The sequence below is a fragment of the Deinococcus sp. AJ005 genome, from assembly GCF_009017495.1.
Classification (GTDB): Bacteria; Deinococcota; Deinococci; order Deinococcales; family Deinococcaceae; genus Deinococcus.
Window position 1 is genome coordinate 1,781,530 of the sequence record NZ_CP044990.1, and the last position, 13,031, is coordinate 1,794,560.

The 13,031-nt window shown below is 63.4% G+C and carries 13 protein-coding genes; 8 read left to right on the plus strand and 5 right to left on the minus strand.

Annotation, left to right across the window (positions count from 1 at the left end; genetic code table 11):
• Window positions 1-24: 24 nt before the first annotated feature.
• The 3 genes from DAAJ005_RS10370 to serA all read left to right on the plus strand — a co-directional run bounded on the left by DAAJ005_RS10370 (window position 25) and on the right by serA (window position 2,834).
• Complete coding sequence (locus DAAJ005_RS10370) at window positions 25-456, plus strand: PaaI family thioesterase (RefSeq protein ID WP_192930729.1); 432 nt, start codon at window positions 25-27, stop codon at window positions 454-456.
• Between the two features lie 47 nt (window positions 457-503).
• Window positions 504-1,124: a leucyl/phenylalanyl-tRNA--protein transferase gene (gene aat, locus DAAJ005_RS10375; RefSeq protein ID WP_151847053.1), complete on the plus strand. Its 621-nt coding sequence runs from the start codon at window positions 504-506 to the stop codon at window positions 1,122-1,124.
• Between the two features lie 81 nt (window positions 1,125-1,205).
• The gene (serA, locus tag DAAJ005_RS10380) at window positions 1,206-2,834 is read left to right on the plus strand and encodes a phosphoglycerate dehydrogenase (protein WP_151847054.1); all 1,629 of its coding nucleotides are present in this window, start codon (window positions 1,206-1,208) and stop codon (window positions 2,832-2,834) included.
• Between the two features lie 203 nt (window positions 2,835-3,037).
• Here the strand turns inward: serA and DAAJ005_RS10385 are convergent, their stop codons facing one another.
• Window positions 3,038-4,123, minus strand: a complete 1,086-nt coding sequence (locus DAAJ005_RS10385) for an NADH:flavin oxidoreductase/NADH oxidase (protein WP_151847055.1) — start codon at window positions 4,121-4,123, stop codon at window positions 3,038-3,040.
• Between the two features lie 79 nt (window positions 4,124-4,202).
• Between DAAJ005_RS10385 and DAAJ005_RS10390 the strand changes: the two genes are divergently transcribed.
• The 3 genes from DAAJ005_RS10390 (at window position 4,203) to DAAJ005_RS10400 (ending at window position 6,176) form a co-directional block, all read left to right on the plus strand.
• Window positions 4,203-4,604 carry a GNAT family N-acetyltransferase gene (locus tag DAAJ005_RS10390; protein ID WP_151847056.1) on the plus strand — a complete coding sequence of 134 codons (402 nt, stop codon included), beginning with the start codon at window positions 4,203-4,205 and terminating at the stop codon, window positions 4,602-4,604.
• 68 nt (window positions 4,605-4,672) lie between these two features.
• The gene (locus tag DAAJ005_RS10395; RefSeq protein WP_151847057.1) at window positions 4,673-5,572 is read left to right on the plus strand and encodes a rhodanese-related sulfurtransferase; all 900 of its coding nucleotides are present in this window, start codon (window positions 4,673-4,675) and stop codon (window positions 5,570-5,572) included.
• The gene (locus tag DAAJ005_RS10400; RefSeq protein WP_151847058.1) at window positions 5,553-6,176 is read left to right on the plus strand and encodes a DUF305 domain-containing protein; all 624 of its coding nucleotides are present in this window, start codon (window positions 5,553-5,555) and stop codon (window positions 6,174-6,176) included. The genes DAAJ005_RS10395 and DAAJ005_RS10400 overlap by 20 nt, the downstream gene beginning before the upstream one ends.
• Window positions 6,177-6,345: 169 nt before the next feature.
• Here the strand turns inward: DAAJ005_RS10400 and DAAJ005_RS10405 are convergent, their stop codons facing one another.
• From DAAJ005_RS10405 to DAAJ005_RS10415, 3 genes are all read right to left on the minus strand, one after another.
• Window positions 6,346-7,398 carry a hypothetical protein gene (locus tag DAAJ005_RS10405; RefSeq protein WP_151847059.1) on the minus strand — a complete coding sequence of 351 codons (1,053 nt, stop codon included), beginning with the start codon at window positions 7,396-7,398 and terminating at the stop codon, window positions 6,346-6,348.
• 9 nt (window positions 7,399-7,407) lie between these two features.
• On the minus strand, window positions 7,408-7,611 hold the full coding sequence (locus tag DAAJ005_RS10410) for a DUF433 domain-containing protein (protein WP_151847060.1): 204 nt from the start codon (window positions 7,609-7,611) through the stop codon (window positions 7,408-7,410).
• 249 nt (window positions 7,612-7,860) lie between these two features.
• Window positions 7,861-8,823 carry a hypothetical protein gene (locus DAAJ005_RS10415; RefSeq protein WP_151847061.1) on the minus strand — a complete coding sequence of 321 codons (963 nt, stop codon included), beginning with the start codon at window positions 8,821-8,823 and terminating at the stop codon, window positions 7,861-7,863.
• A gap of 269 nt (window positions 8,824-9,092) precedes the next feature.
• Here DAAJ005_RS10415 and DAAJ005_RS10420 point away from each other — a divergent pair, with 269 nt between their 5' ends.
• Both DAAJ005_RS10420 and DAAJ005_RS10425 read left to right on the plus strand, forming a co-directional pair.
• Window positions 9,093-9,284 (plus strand): hypothetical protein, encoded by a 192-nt coding sequence (locus DAAJ005_RS10420; RefSeq protein WP_151847062.1) that lies wholly within the window; start codon window positions 9,093-9,095, stop codon window positions 9,282-9,284.
• Window positions 9,285-9,291: 7 nt separating this feature from the next.
• Window positions 9,292-9,804, plus strand: a complete 513-nt coding sequence (locus tag DAAJ005_RS10425) for a hypothetical protein (protein ID WP_151847063.1) — start codon at window positions 9,292-9,294, stop codon at window positions 9,802-9,804.
• 6 nt (window positions 9,805-9,810) lie between these two features.
• Here DAAJ005_RS10425 and DAAJ005_RS10430 read toward each other — a convergent pair whose 3' ends face one another.
• Window positions 9,811-12,936: a DEAD/DEAH box helicase gene (locus DAAJ005_RS10430; protein ID WP_151847064.1), complete on the minus strand. Its 3,126-nt coding sequence runs from the start codon at window positions 12,934-12,936 to the stop codon at window positions 9,811-9,813.
• Between the last annotated feature and the right edge of the window lie 95 nt (window positions 12,937-13,031).

Here is a 13,031-nt window from a genome sequence, read left to right on the forward strand (position 1 = left end):
AAATGAGCTGCTACTTTAAGCCCCATGTCTGAACCCTCCACCCGCCCCATTCCCACACTGGACGAGCTGAACCGTCAGGGCGAGGGCAAACTGCCCGGCCTGATCGGCATTCGCTTCACGCACGCCGAGCGTGGGCTGATCCGCTCTGAACTGACGCTGCGCCCTGAACTGCTGGCCCCCAACGGCTTTCTGCATGCCGCGAGTGTGGTGGCGCTGGCCGATACCAGTTGCGGTTACGGCACGCGCCTGCTGCTGCCCGAGGGGGCCACCGGCTTTACCACCATCGAACTCAAGAGCAACCACCTGGGCACGGCGCGCGAGGGCGCGATTACCTGCGAGGCCCGCAGTGTCCACGCCGGGCGCACCACCCAGGTCTGGGACGCCGAGGTACGCGGGCCACAGGGCAAGATCATGGCGCTGTTCCGCTGCACGCAGGCGGTGCTATATGCGAAATAGGCGGGATGTGGTGGTAAACCTTCGCCCCGTCTCGCCCACCCGCTGAGATGCCGACTGCCACCCATTTCCTGAGGCACCCGGACCCCCTGACCCGCGAAGTCGCGCAGGGCTATGCGGGCGGCGGCTTTCTGATGGACAACGGCGACGGCGTGCAGTGGTACAGCGTGCCGGGCCGCGCACTGGTGCCGCTGACAGAAGAGGCGGGCCTGCATGTAGCCCGCCGCTTGCGCCGGGAGCTGCCGCGTTTCGAGGTCCGCGTGGACACTGCGTTTGAGGACGTGCTGGAAGGCTGCCGGGGCCACCTGGCAGGAACGCCGGAGCGGGACGGCGAGTGGATCAGCCCGGAACTGACGGACCTGTATGGGCATCTGCATGAAACCGGGCTAGCCCATTCCTTTGAGGTCTGGCAGGACGGCAAGCTCGCCGGGGGCATCCTGGGCCTCGCGCTGGGCGGCGCGTTCATTGCCGAAAGCAAGTTTCACCGGGTCACCAACGCCAGTAAGGTGGCCGTGATCCGTCTGGCCGAGTATGTGCGGGCCAGAGGTTTCATTCTGCTAGACGCCCAGATTCAGAATCCACATCTGGAAACGCTGGGGGTTTACGAGGTGAGCGACGCAGAATACGCGCCGTTGCTGGCGGCGGCCCTGAAGGTGAGTGCCTCACTCTAAAGGACCGCTGGACCGCGCCGTCATCTTCAACGGGCTAGATAAACCGCCCCCCGCCCGGCCCGCGCGGCTTACCCTGCGGGCATGAGCGCCCCTGCTTCCGCCCCGACTGACCAGAATCCACAAGCGCAAGTGCTGCGCGTGCTGATCTGCGACGAGATGAACCCCGGCAACCTGGACCACGACGGCTTTCAGATCGATTACGAGGGCAACATGGACCGTGCCGAGACGCTGCGCCGCCTGCCCGAATACGACGCGCTGATCACGAGGAGCCGCACCAAGGTGGACCGTGAGCTGATCGACGCCGCCGGACCGCGCCTGAAGGTGATCGGACGCGGCGGCGTGGGCGTGGACAACATCGATCTGGACTATGCAAGCCTGCGCGGATTGCTGGTGCTGAACGCCCCGGAAAGCAACAACGTCTCGGCGGCGGAACTGGCCGTAATGCACCTGATGGCGGCAGCGCGTGGCCTGACCCGCTCGGACCGCAAAACCCGCGCGGGCGAGTGGGACCGCAAATTCCTGGGTCTGGAGCTGAAGGACCGCACGCTGGGCATCGTCGGTCTGGGCCGGATTGGCAGCATGGTGGCGGACCGCGCACAGGGTCTGCGGATGAATGTGGTGGCCTATGATCCCTACGTGCCCGACAGCAAATTCGAGCGTCTGGGCGTGACCCGCGCCGCCACGCTGGACGAACTGCTGGCCCAGGTGGAGTTTTTGACCGTCCACACCCCGCTGACCGAGGAAACCACGGGCATGGTGGGCGCACGCGAATTGGCGCTGATGAAACCCGACGCAATCGTGGTCAACGCGGCGCGCGGCGGCATCATCGAGGAACAGGCGCTGGTGGACGCCCTGCACAGCGGGCACCTGTTCGGGGCCGGGGTGGACGTGTTCGTGGACGAGCCGCCCACCGCCGATCATATTTTCCTGGGTGCGCCGAATCTGGGGATCACTGCCCACCTGGGCGCGAACACCCGTGAGGCGCAGGAGCGCGTGGGCGCGGAGATCGTCTCGCGCGTGCTGGCCGCCTTGCAGGGCGACGTGAGCAAGGGCGCGGTGAACGCCCCGGCGCTGGACCCCAAGACGCTGGAGGCACTGGGCGGCTATCTGGATCTGGGCGAGAAGCTGGGCCGCATCCAGGGGCAACTGCTGCCCGGCGCGTATGACATCGAAGTGACCTTCCGGGGTGAGTTTCCGGTAGACCCGGCCCCGGTGGTCTCCAGCGTGCTGGTGGGTTACCTGTCGGGCAGCACCGACGAAAGGCCCAACATGATCAACGCCCGTGCGCTGGCCAAGGAACGCGGCCTGAATCTGGCCGTGCGCGAGCAGACCGACAGCCCGGATTACCAGACGGAAGTGATCGTGAAGGTCAGCACGCAGGGACCGGACAAGGCCCGCACCCGCACGGTGGGCGGCACGGTGTTTGGCCGCAGCCCGCGCCTGACCCGCCTGCGCGATTACCGCGTGGAACTGGAGCCGGAGGGCTACATTCTGATCGCCAGTAATCAGGACAAGCCTGGAGCAGTGGCGCAGCTCAGCACGCTCCTGGGAACGTGGGGCGTGAACATCGCCGGGATGGCACTGGGGCGCGCACAACGCGGTGGGGAGGCGCTGTTCACGTTGACGCTGGACGAGGGGCTGAGCGCCGAGCAATTGCGGGCGGTGCGTGATCTGGACGTGATTGACAGCGCCTATCTGGTGAAGGTGTAGGCATCTGGAGCAGGGCCATTTTTTTCAATCAAATGACGGCCTGCCCGATGAACTCTCCCCCATCTGCCGCTTCGCCCCTCTGTGCCGTGTCATCAGCTTGATATGACGCACCCGCACCGGGACGCCCTGCCCGTCGCCTCTTTTACAAGGAATGAGGTTGAGGGGCAGGGCGAGCAGCGAACCCGCTCCCTGCCCCCAGCCCGCTAATCCAGCCGATGGCCGCGCTGGTACTGCGGAACGATTTCCACCTCCACATCCAGACGCTTCGCGGCAAACTGGGACCAGTGCGGATCACCCAGCAGGGGGCGGGCCAGCGCAATCAGGTCGGCGTCGCCGTCTTGCAGGATGCGCTCGGCCTGTTCCGGCGACTCGATCATGCCCACGGCCATCACGTCCATACCGGACACGGCCTTCTTGACGGCGGAGGCGAAGGGCACCTGATAGCCGGGTTCAGGGGTGATCTGCTGCGCAGTGGTCAGGCCGCCGCTGCTGACGTCCAGCACGTCTACCCCGTGCCGGTAAAGCAGGCCCGCCAGTTTCACGGTCTGCTCCAGATCCCAGCCGCCCTCGGCCCAATCGGTGGCACTGAGGCGCACGAACAGCGGCTTGTGCATGGGCCAGCCGCCACGCACGGCCCGCACCACTTCCATCACGAAGCGCGTGCGGTTCTCGAAGGAGCCGCCGTAATCATCGGTGCGCGAGTTGGACAGCGGCGACAGGAACTGGTGCAGCAGGTAGCCGTGCGCGGCGTGGACCTCGATCACGTCAAAACCCGCCATTTCCGCACGCTGGGCGGCGGCCACGAAATCCTGGGTCACGCGCTCGATGTCGGCCACCGTCATGGCGCTGGGCGTGGGAAAGATCGGCGCGAAGGACTGCGTGTCCGGCCCGATCAACTCCCAGCCGCCGTACTCGTGCGGCACCGCGCCTTTGCCGCGCCACGGGGCGTAGGTGCTGGCCTTGCGCCCCGCGTGCGCCAGTTGAATCCCCACCAGCCTGCCGTGCGCGTGGATAAAGTCGGTCACGCGGCCCAGCGGTACGATGTGATCATCGGACCACAACCCCAGGTCCTCTGGGCTGATCCGGCCTTCCGGCGAGACGGCGGCGGCCTCGGTGAAGATCAGACCCGCCCCGGCCAGCGCAAACTGACCCAGGTGCACCAGATGAAAATCGTTGGCCAGACCATCATGCGCGCTGTACATGCACATGGGCGAGACGACGATGCGGTTGGGCAGCGTGAGGCGCTGAAGCTTGAGCGGCTGGAACAGCTTGGGGGCGTTATCGGGCATCTGGACAATGTACTGGGACCGCGTAAGGTGCGCCAGATGGCCGATGCTTAGCCTCTGCCCATGCTTCAGAGTGGTAGAAATGCAGATTCAGACCACACTGGAAGGAATCACGCCCGCCGCCCTGACCGGCTTTTTCGAAGGCTGGCCCAACCCGCCGACACTGGAAACGCTGTGGCGCATGCTGTCCGGCTCGTCCCACATGGCGCTGGCAGTGGAAGACGGACAGGTAATCGGATATGTGCAGGCCATCAGCGACGGCGTGCTGAGCGCCTACATTCCGCTGCTGGAGGTCCAGGCGCAGTGGCGTGGACAGGGCGTCGCCTCGCGCCTGATGGAGAACCTGCTGGCGCAACTGGACGGTCTGTACATGATCGACACCGCCTGCGACGACGATCTGGTGCCCTTTTACGAGCGCTTCGGCATGATGCGCGGCAACTCTATGATCCGGCGCGACTACGCCCGTCAGAATGGGAACGGTTGAGGCTGGTGGCGACGGAGGCCGCCTGAACTCACGCTGAGGTGCGGGTAGGGCCGCTATTCTGCGGAGGCATGCTCAGTGTTCTCCCCTCCTCCGCTCCCTTCACCGTTCTGGCCCTCTATCAGTTTCGCAACGTGCCGGACCCTACCGCCCTGCGCGCCGAGCTGCTGCAACTGGGCGAAGGCTCCGGCCTGTGCGGCACGCTGATCGTCGCGTCAGAGGGCATCAACGGCACGGTGGCCGGAACGCGGGCGGCGGTTGACGAGCTGAGTGCCTTCCTCCAATCAGCGGGTTTTGACCGACTGGAAGCCAAGGAATCGCACAGCACCGGACAGCCCTTCAAACGCTTCAAGGTGCGCCTGAAATCCGAGATCGTGACGCTGGGCCTGCCCGTCGAACCCACTTCCCAGGCCGGGCAGTACGTGGAGGCGGGCGACTGGAACGCCCTGATCGCTGACCCGGATGTGGTGGTGGTGGACACCCGCAACCGCTACGAAGTCAGCGCCGGAACCTTTGAGGGGGCAGTCAACCCGCTAATCGACAGCTTCCGCGAGTTTCCCGCGTGGCTGGACGCGCATGCCGACGAACTGGCGGGTAAACGCGTCGCCATGTTCTGCACCGGGGGCATTCGCTGCGAGAAAAGCACCAGCCTGCTGCGTGAGCGCGGCTTCACAGACGTATTGCACCTGCGCGGCGGCATCCTGAAGTATCTGGAGGATGTGCCGGAAGAGGACAGCCGCTGGAACGGCGAATGCTTTGTCTTTGATGGCCGCGTGACCGTGGGCCACGGCCTGCGCGAGGGCGGGGCCGCGATGTGCCACTCCTGCGGCTGGCCCCTGGGCGCGGATGAACGGGCGCACACGGCCTACGAGGAAGGCGTGAGTTGCCCGCAGTGTGTGGAGGCGACGACGGAGGCTCAGAAAGCGGCGTTCCGGGATCGGCAACGGATGTATGACGCGCAGCAAACCTAGACCGCAACTGCTGGCCGCATTGGCGCTGGTTCTTTTTGCCGTGGGAGTGGGCGTTTTTCTGCTGCTGACTCCGAGAACCCCAACACCAACCATCAACAGCCCAGAAGTGACCTTCACGCGCGCGATGATCGCCCACCACGATCAGGCCATTACGCTGGCGGTGCTGATCCGAAAACGCAGCGCAGACCGCACCATTCGCTCGGCGGCGCTGGACATCCAACTGTCGCAGGAGGAGCAGATTCGCCAGATGCGCGGCTTTTTGACGGTCTGGAAGCAGTCCGACACCTTCGAGATGTCCGCCGATCACGCCCACAGTATGGGCATGGCGTCGGACGCGGAGCTGGTATCGCTGAGAACTCTGCCCGTGCTACAGGCCGAGATCAAATTTCTGCAACTGATGACCCGCCACCATCAGGGCGCGTTGCGAATGATTCCGCCTGCGCTGGAGCCGGGGGTGTTGCCCCAGGTGCGCCACCTCGCCCGCCAGATGCAGGTTACGCAGGGCGGCGAGATTCGCTTTATGACTTCGCTATTGAAAGCGCGTGGGGCAGGGTTGCTGCCGTTGCCCGAAATGGAGATGGAGATGCCGGGGATGGGGCATTGAGGGGCAAGGGTGAGTGCAACGGTTTAACCCCTCAGTCGGCTTCGCCGCCAGCTCCCCTCAAGGGGAGCCAAGAGTCGCAATTGATCGTGCCACGGCGAAATCTCCTTGCCTCCCTTCTAAGGGGAGGTGGCGCGGAGCGCTGGAGGGGTTAAACCGTGGGAGCCACCCCTTACCCTTCTCCCTCTTGCAAAGCCTCCACTGGCAACGCGGGCGGCAACACCAGCGCCGACAAGGCCAGCCCTCCCAACCCGGTCATGACCGCCACACCCAGCCACAGTTCCAGGCTCAGGTTGCTGAGGCCCAGCCGCACCACGCCGCCCAGATACGGCACCCACACCGCCAGTGGCAGCAGAAAGGCAAACGTCCGGAAAGCCCAAACCCGCGCAGGCGAGGGCCGCAACAACACGCACAGCACGTCCGCCAGCAGGCCGCACACGAACGCCACGCCGGGCAAACGCCAGTCGCCGGGGGCGAGCATCAGGGCCATCGCGGTATTGGTCAGGGTGTACATGACCGTGATTGCACCAAAAGGCAGCACGAAACGGCGCAGCAGCAACAGCACGGGCGCGGCCAGCATCAACGCGGTCAGCAACACGGCGCTGAGTTCGCCGCGCGTCTGCACCCAGCCCAGGCCCTGCGGCACGCTCAGCAGGCCCCACATGTACATGTGGATAAAGGCGGTCAGCGCCAGAACCGACGTGGCCGACAGCACCGCCACCCAGCGCAGGTTCAGGGGCGCAAGCCGGGGCGTCCGCGATTGCCACGCGGCATTCAGCGGCGAGGCCACGATCAGGGAGCCGCCCGCGAACAGCATTAAGTGCGTGGGCGAGAGCAGCGCCTCAATGCCCACCTCTATGCCGTAAACCGTGTGCCACGTCAGATCGCCGATTCCGCCCAGGCCGAACAGCGGCACGCCAATGGCCGCCAGGCCGTAGCCGTCGGGGAAGGCGGACAGGCCGCGCCGTCCCATCTGCCAGCCGCGCGAGGCCAGGTACAGGCACCAGCCCGCCACCGCCAGGAAGCCGCTGTAAAAGACCGCGTGCCAGGGTGTGAAGATGGTTTCTAGCGACTCGCCCAGGTTGTTGTGCGCCCAGCCGTCCAGAAACAGTCCGGCCAGCAGCCACCACGCCAGCGCAATGGTGATCAGGTGCTGCGCGGTGGTGGCGCGGTAAGCCGCAGCCGGGGCCGGGGCCACCTGCACGGGTTGGGGGGCAGTGGTCATGGGGGTAGTTTACGGGGTTTGGAGGGCGGCCCAATGCAAAGCGGCTTCAATATCCTCGCGTTGCAAGTCGGGGTAGTCGCGCAAAATCTCATCGGCTTCCACGCCTGCGCCCAGCAAATCCAGCACGTCGCTAACCCGAATTCGCATATCTCGGATACAGGGCCGCCCTCCGCACTGCGCGGGGTTAATGGTGATGCGCTCCAGCAGAGTCATAGAGTGAGCTTACAGCGTGCTTTAAAAGTCCTCTCATTTTCGATAAGTGACGTCCGAAAGGCATTTGCGGTTTGTTCTCTCTTGCGGACCCGTAGAGCTGCCCCACAAAGCTGTGCCAGTGCCAGCCTCCCCGGCAGGAAGACTTCCAAAGCTGCGGAGCAGGGGAGCGAGAGGCCCATGTTTCCGGGACGAGACTGGAATCTGTGGATCTTTGTAAACGTGCGCTGAGCACCAGATATTCTGCCTGCTTCAGCGGGGCCAGCAGTTGACGAGTGTGCCGTCCAGCGGACGGTGAAAGCCGATGGCCGGACTCTTTCCCCGGAAGAAAGCGTCGGCCACCGCGCCATTAAACAGCCCGCCCGTGAAGTTCAGCTTGCCTGCGGCGGCGTCGTAGCGGAAGGGGAACTCGGCGCTGCCCAGATTGATGTCAAGGAAGGGTTCCAACTGCATGGTGAAGCCACCCGAAAAATTGACGTGCGGAGCGTAGAGAAAACACTGGTAAATGCCCCTGGGCAGTGAGGCAGGCACTGGGCCTTTAGCTTTGGCGGTTCCCGTCACCGTGAAGGTACGGCGGGCCTGCACGATGTTCTGGAAGTTCGGTTTGTCAAAAAACACCTTGACCTCGTACTGGCCCGGATCAAGTGGTGTGAAGGTGAAATCCATCTCGCGTTTGCTGTTGGCGTAAAAATACTGGTCATAGAGCTTATCCGGCGTGCCAACAGGCACCACCGTTACCCAGTCGCCAGGATCACCCGCAAAGCCGGAGACGTGAACTGGGAAGGATTTACCCGCCGGAACCTGCGCCGGAACGGTGATGGTCACGCTGCCCCGAGCGGCAGGAACATTCTGAGGAGGCGTGGTGGACACTGGTTTTGGTGTGGGCGCTGGTTTTGACAGAGGCGCTGCTTTTGGCACGGGAGCGGCTTGGGCCGGAGCGGCTGCCGGGGGTGCAAGAAGGCTGTCAGCTTCCTGCTCGAAGGCGGCGGCCAGTTTTTCGTAAGCGGCGGCTTCCTGGGTGGGCATCTGCGCCAGATGAAAAGCGTCCGCCGCCCGCTGGTAGCTCTGCTCGGCGGCGGCGAACTGATGGGCGGCCAGGGCACTGTCGCCCGCCTTGAGAAAAGCCGCTGCCTGCTGAACCGGCGTGATGGCCTGTGCCAGCGAAGGCAGCAGGGCAAGGGAAAGACTGAGCATCACACTGCGGCAATGGTTCATATCAGCTCCTGGGGTGCGGGTTGTGGGCAGCAAAGCGCGACTTGCAGCGGCGTTCCAGCATCAGCCTGACAGCAGAGGCCGGACAGGCTGATGCTAGCACCGCCTCCAACGCCTCTTGAAGTTCAGGTCAATGCGCGAATACAGGGCCGCCCACCACACTGCGCGGGGTTAACGGTGATCCGCTCCAGCAAGGTCATGGGATGAGTTTACACTGCGCTAAAGCCTCGCCGCTAGATAAGTAGGAATGAACGAGTGGAGGAAAACAGCTCATGAACAGCCGAGCCAAAGCCCGCGCCGAACGGATGCAAACCCTCTTGGATGACGATGGAACGGTGACGCCCGCTGAGCAGCTTCCAGCCGGTTTGCTGATTCAGGAGGGCGAGTTGGAAATGGAATACGCAGAGGCACTGACCGCTGCTGATACATGGGAGCGCCTGAAATTGGTCTGCTCCAAGATATGATTGGCCGATGAAACCCGCCAACCTGCACTACATGCGACTTGTTGGCGTTCTGGGCCTCCTAGCAATGAGCAACTATCCCAATGCAAATTCTCAAGTTTATGATGAACTAGAGATAATTAAAATTAGAGAGAATTATAAGTTTGTCAACTCTCAGATAGATTCCAGAGCTTATACGCGCTCAACAAAAGAATTGCCGTACTGCCAGGGACGAATTGATCAGAAGAGGGAAATTTGGACTGATAAAAATGGGACACTCAGAAAATATAGTCAGAGTGGCGGATCTGACGATAGTTTTACATCAGCGGATTACTATTTTGACTATAAAAAACGTCTGGATTTCATTTTAATCCAACATAATAATGTGCATGGAATATCGGCAGAGCTGCGAGTTTACTATGACGATTCGGGCAAGATAATTCGCTCTACTCAGTCTAGAAGCTCTGTGGCCGAAGATTTCTGGCAGGCGATAAGTTCAAATCCAACTGCCTTATTTACCGCATCATATCAATGTGACCATTAACCCTACTTACCCGAAATACCCCAGCAATTCAATAATCATCCGCGCGTAATCGTCCGGCTTGATGCCCCGTTTCTCCATCTTCACACTGGGCGGGAAGGTCTGCACCTCGGTCTTGTGGGGAAAACGCTTCAGCCCGGCGGCGTCGTAGTCCAGCGATTTATAGGCGAACGTCACCTGCAACTCGGTCATGGTCTCGCCGATGCTCAGCACACGCCGGGCGGCAGCCGTCAGCCTCAGCTTGGCGAGGTCAATGAAGTTCTGTTCCTCCGGGGCGGGCGGGCCGTATTTCTTGCGTAAATCACGCTCCACCCGGCTGATCGCCTGCAACGTGCGCGCGTCCGAGAGGCGGCCATAGGTGGCAATCCGCGCCTCGTCGTCGCCGCCGAAATAGGCCGGGGTCAGGCGGGCGTTGATCGGCAGGTCAATGGAAATGTTGACCGGAGCCTGAATCTTCTCGCCCTTCAGCCGCGCCACCGCTTCCGAGAGCATCTCGGTGTACACGTCGATGGACACGGCCTGCACATGCCCGTGCTGTTCCTCGCCCAGAATGTTGCCCACGCCGCGAATTTCCATGTCCTTCTCGGCCAGCAGGTGTCCGCTGCCCAGGTCTTGCAAATCGGCAATGGCCCACAGGCGGCGCTGCGCGGTCTCGGTCATGCGCGGCGGGTAGAACAGGTAGGCGTAGGCAGTCTGGGCGCGTCGGCCCACCCGCCCGCGCAACTGGTAAAGCTGCGCCAGGCCCAGCCGATCCGAACGCTCGATCAGGATGGTGTTGGCCTCCGGGATGTCCAGCCCCGTTTCCACGATGGTGGTGGACACCAGCACGTCAAAGGCCCCTTCCTCAAAGCCCAGCATGATCTCTTCCAGCTCCTCCTCGTTCATGCGCCCGTGCGCCACGCCAATGCGGGCTTCCGGCACCAGATTGCGCAGGTACAGGCTGCGTGCGCCGATACTGGCAATCCGGTCATGGATGTAAAAGACCTTGCCGCCGCGCTCAATCTCGCTGATGATGGCGTCACGCACCGTACTGGGGTCAAAGGGAGCCAGCACCGTCTGGATGGGCTTGCGGCCCTTCGGCGGCGTCTGGATGCTGCTCATGTCGCGCAGGCCCACCATGCTCATGTAGAGGGTGCGCGGAATCGGGGTGGCCGAGAGGGCCAGGGTGTCCACCGCCCGCGCCCCTTCTGGAATGTCCAGCTTGCCCGCCGCCACATCCGGCATCCCACGCAGCGCCCGCAGTTTTTCCTTCTGAGACACGCCAAAGCGGTGTTCCTCGTCCACGATGATCAGGCCCAGATTCTTGAATTCAATATCGCCGCTCAGGAGGCGGTGCGTGCCGATCAGGATGTCCACCTTGCCCGCCGCCAAGTCGCGCAGGATGGCCTTGGAAGATTGCGGCGAGGTAAAGCGCGACAGCCCCTCCACGCGCACCGGCAGATCCTTGAAACGTTCCACGAAGGTGGTGGTGTGCTGCTCGGCCAGCAGCGTGGTGGGAACCAGAATCGCCACCTGCATGCCGTGGCCCACGACGCGGTGGGCGGCGCGCAGGGCCACTTCGGTCTTGCCGAAGCCCACGTCGCCGGAGATCAGGCGGTCAGCGGGGTTGGGCTTCTCCAGATCCTTCAGCGTTTCCTTGAGGGAGATGCGCTGGTCACTGGTCAGCTCAAACTGGAAGTTGTCCTCGATCTGCTTTTCCCACTCGGGCAGCGGGGCGAATTCGTTGCCGGGCGTAACTTGCCGGGCAGCGTACTGCACAAGGAGTTTACCCGCCACCTCCTCCGCGTTCTTGCGGGCCTTGTCCTTGGCCCGCGCCCAGTCCTTCTTGTCAAAACTGCTCAGCACGGGCGGATCGTCGGTGGTACCGGGATGACGGCGCAGCACGGGCAGTTGCTCAATGGGAACGCGCAGGTGTGCGCCCTTGCGGTATTCCAGGTCAAGGTAATCGCGCGTGACGCCCAGCACCGTCAATGTTTCCAGCCCTAGAAACTGACCGATGCCGTGTTCAGGATGAATCAAGTAATCGCCGACGTGCAGGCCCAGCGCGTCCGTAACCGGGCGGCCCGCCAGCCGTTTGCCACGCAGCGCAGAGCCGCCCTGGAAGCCGTAGATCAGGTCTTCGGTAATGACCACGGTGCGGTGTTCGGGGATGACGAAACCGCCCTCTCCCCCGCCGCGCAGGAAGCCCAGGCCACCTTCCTCCACGCGCGGAAGTTTGAGCCAGGGAATCTCGTGGGTGTTCAGCAATTTGTCGGCCAGATACGCCGCCGTGCGGTCGTGGCGCACCAGAATCAGGACGCGGTAATCGGCCTCCCGCCACTCCTTGACATCCTTTTCCAGATCGCCCAGGCGGGCGCGGTAGAAATCCAGTGTCCCCAGTCCGGTATCCAGATCGGGCAATTGCAATGGCGCGCGGCCAAACGACGTGACCTCGCGCCCGGCCAGTTTGGGCCACAACGTATCGGTCAACACGCCCAGGCTGGAGGCGTAAAACTCCGGGGAGTCCAGAAAGACGCGGCCCGGCAGCAGTTCCAGGCGGGTGGCGTCCCACTTTACTTCCGTCAGGTAGTCGGCGGTGGGTTCCAGGGTGAAGGTCTGGGCCTTCTCGCCCGTCATCTCGCCGGGGGCCAGCAGGCGCAGGGTGTCCAGTTCGTCGCCAAAGAACTCGGCGCGCACCCAGATGTCGCCCTCTGCGTCGGTGGGGCGGCCCGCACCGGGGCTGAGGCGCAGTTCCAGGGTGTCGCCGCGCAACTCGTAGCCGGGTTCTTCTCCCCGCTCGTAGCCCAGGCGTTCCAGGCGGTTCAGGAGTGCCTCGCGCGGGTAGTTGCGGCCCACGCGCAGGCTCAGGGCGTGGTCTTCGGGGTGGGCGGGGAACAAGTCCAGCGCGGTGTTCACGTCCAGTACCACATGCTCGTGCATGCCGTCCCAGTCGCTCAGACCCGGATTGACCGTCACCGGCGCACCCAGTGCCCCCGCCGAGGCGTAATTGCCAATGCGGTCAGCGGTGGTCAGCAGCACCGCCGGGCCGGGAAAGGCCGCGAATAGCGCCGCCCGCGCCACCTGCGGGAGCAAGAGCAGATTGCCGGGCGGGGCGGCGGGCAGCAATTTAGACAGGTTGGGCGCGGAGATGGTCACTGGAAGAGTTTACGCGTAGAGACGCGGGCAGACCGGAAGCGAAATGGCTTATGGGACGAGCGATGAGGAAAATCATTATTGAGATATGCAATAAT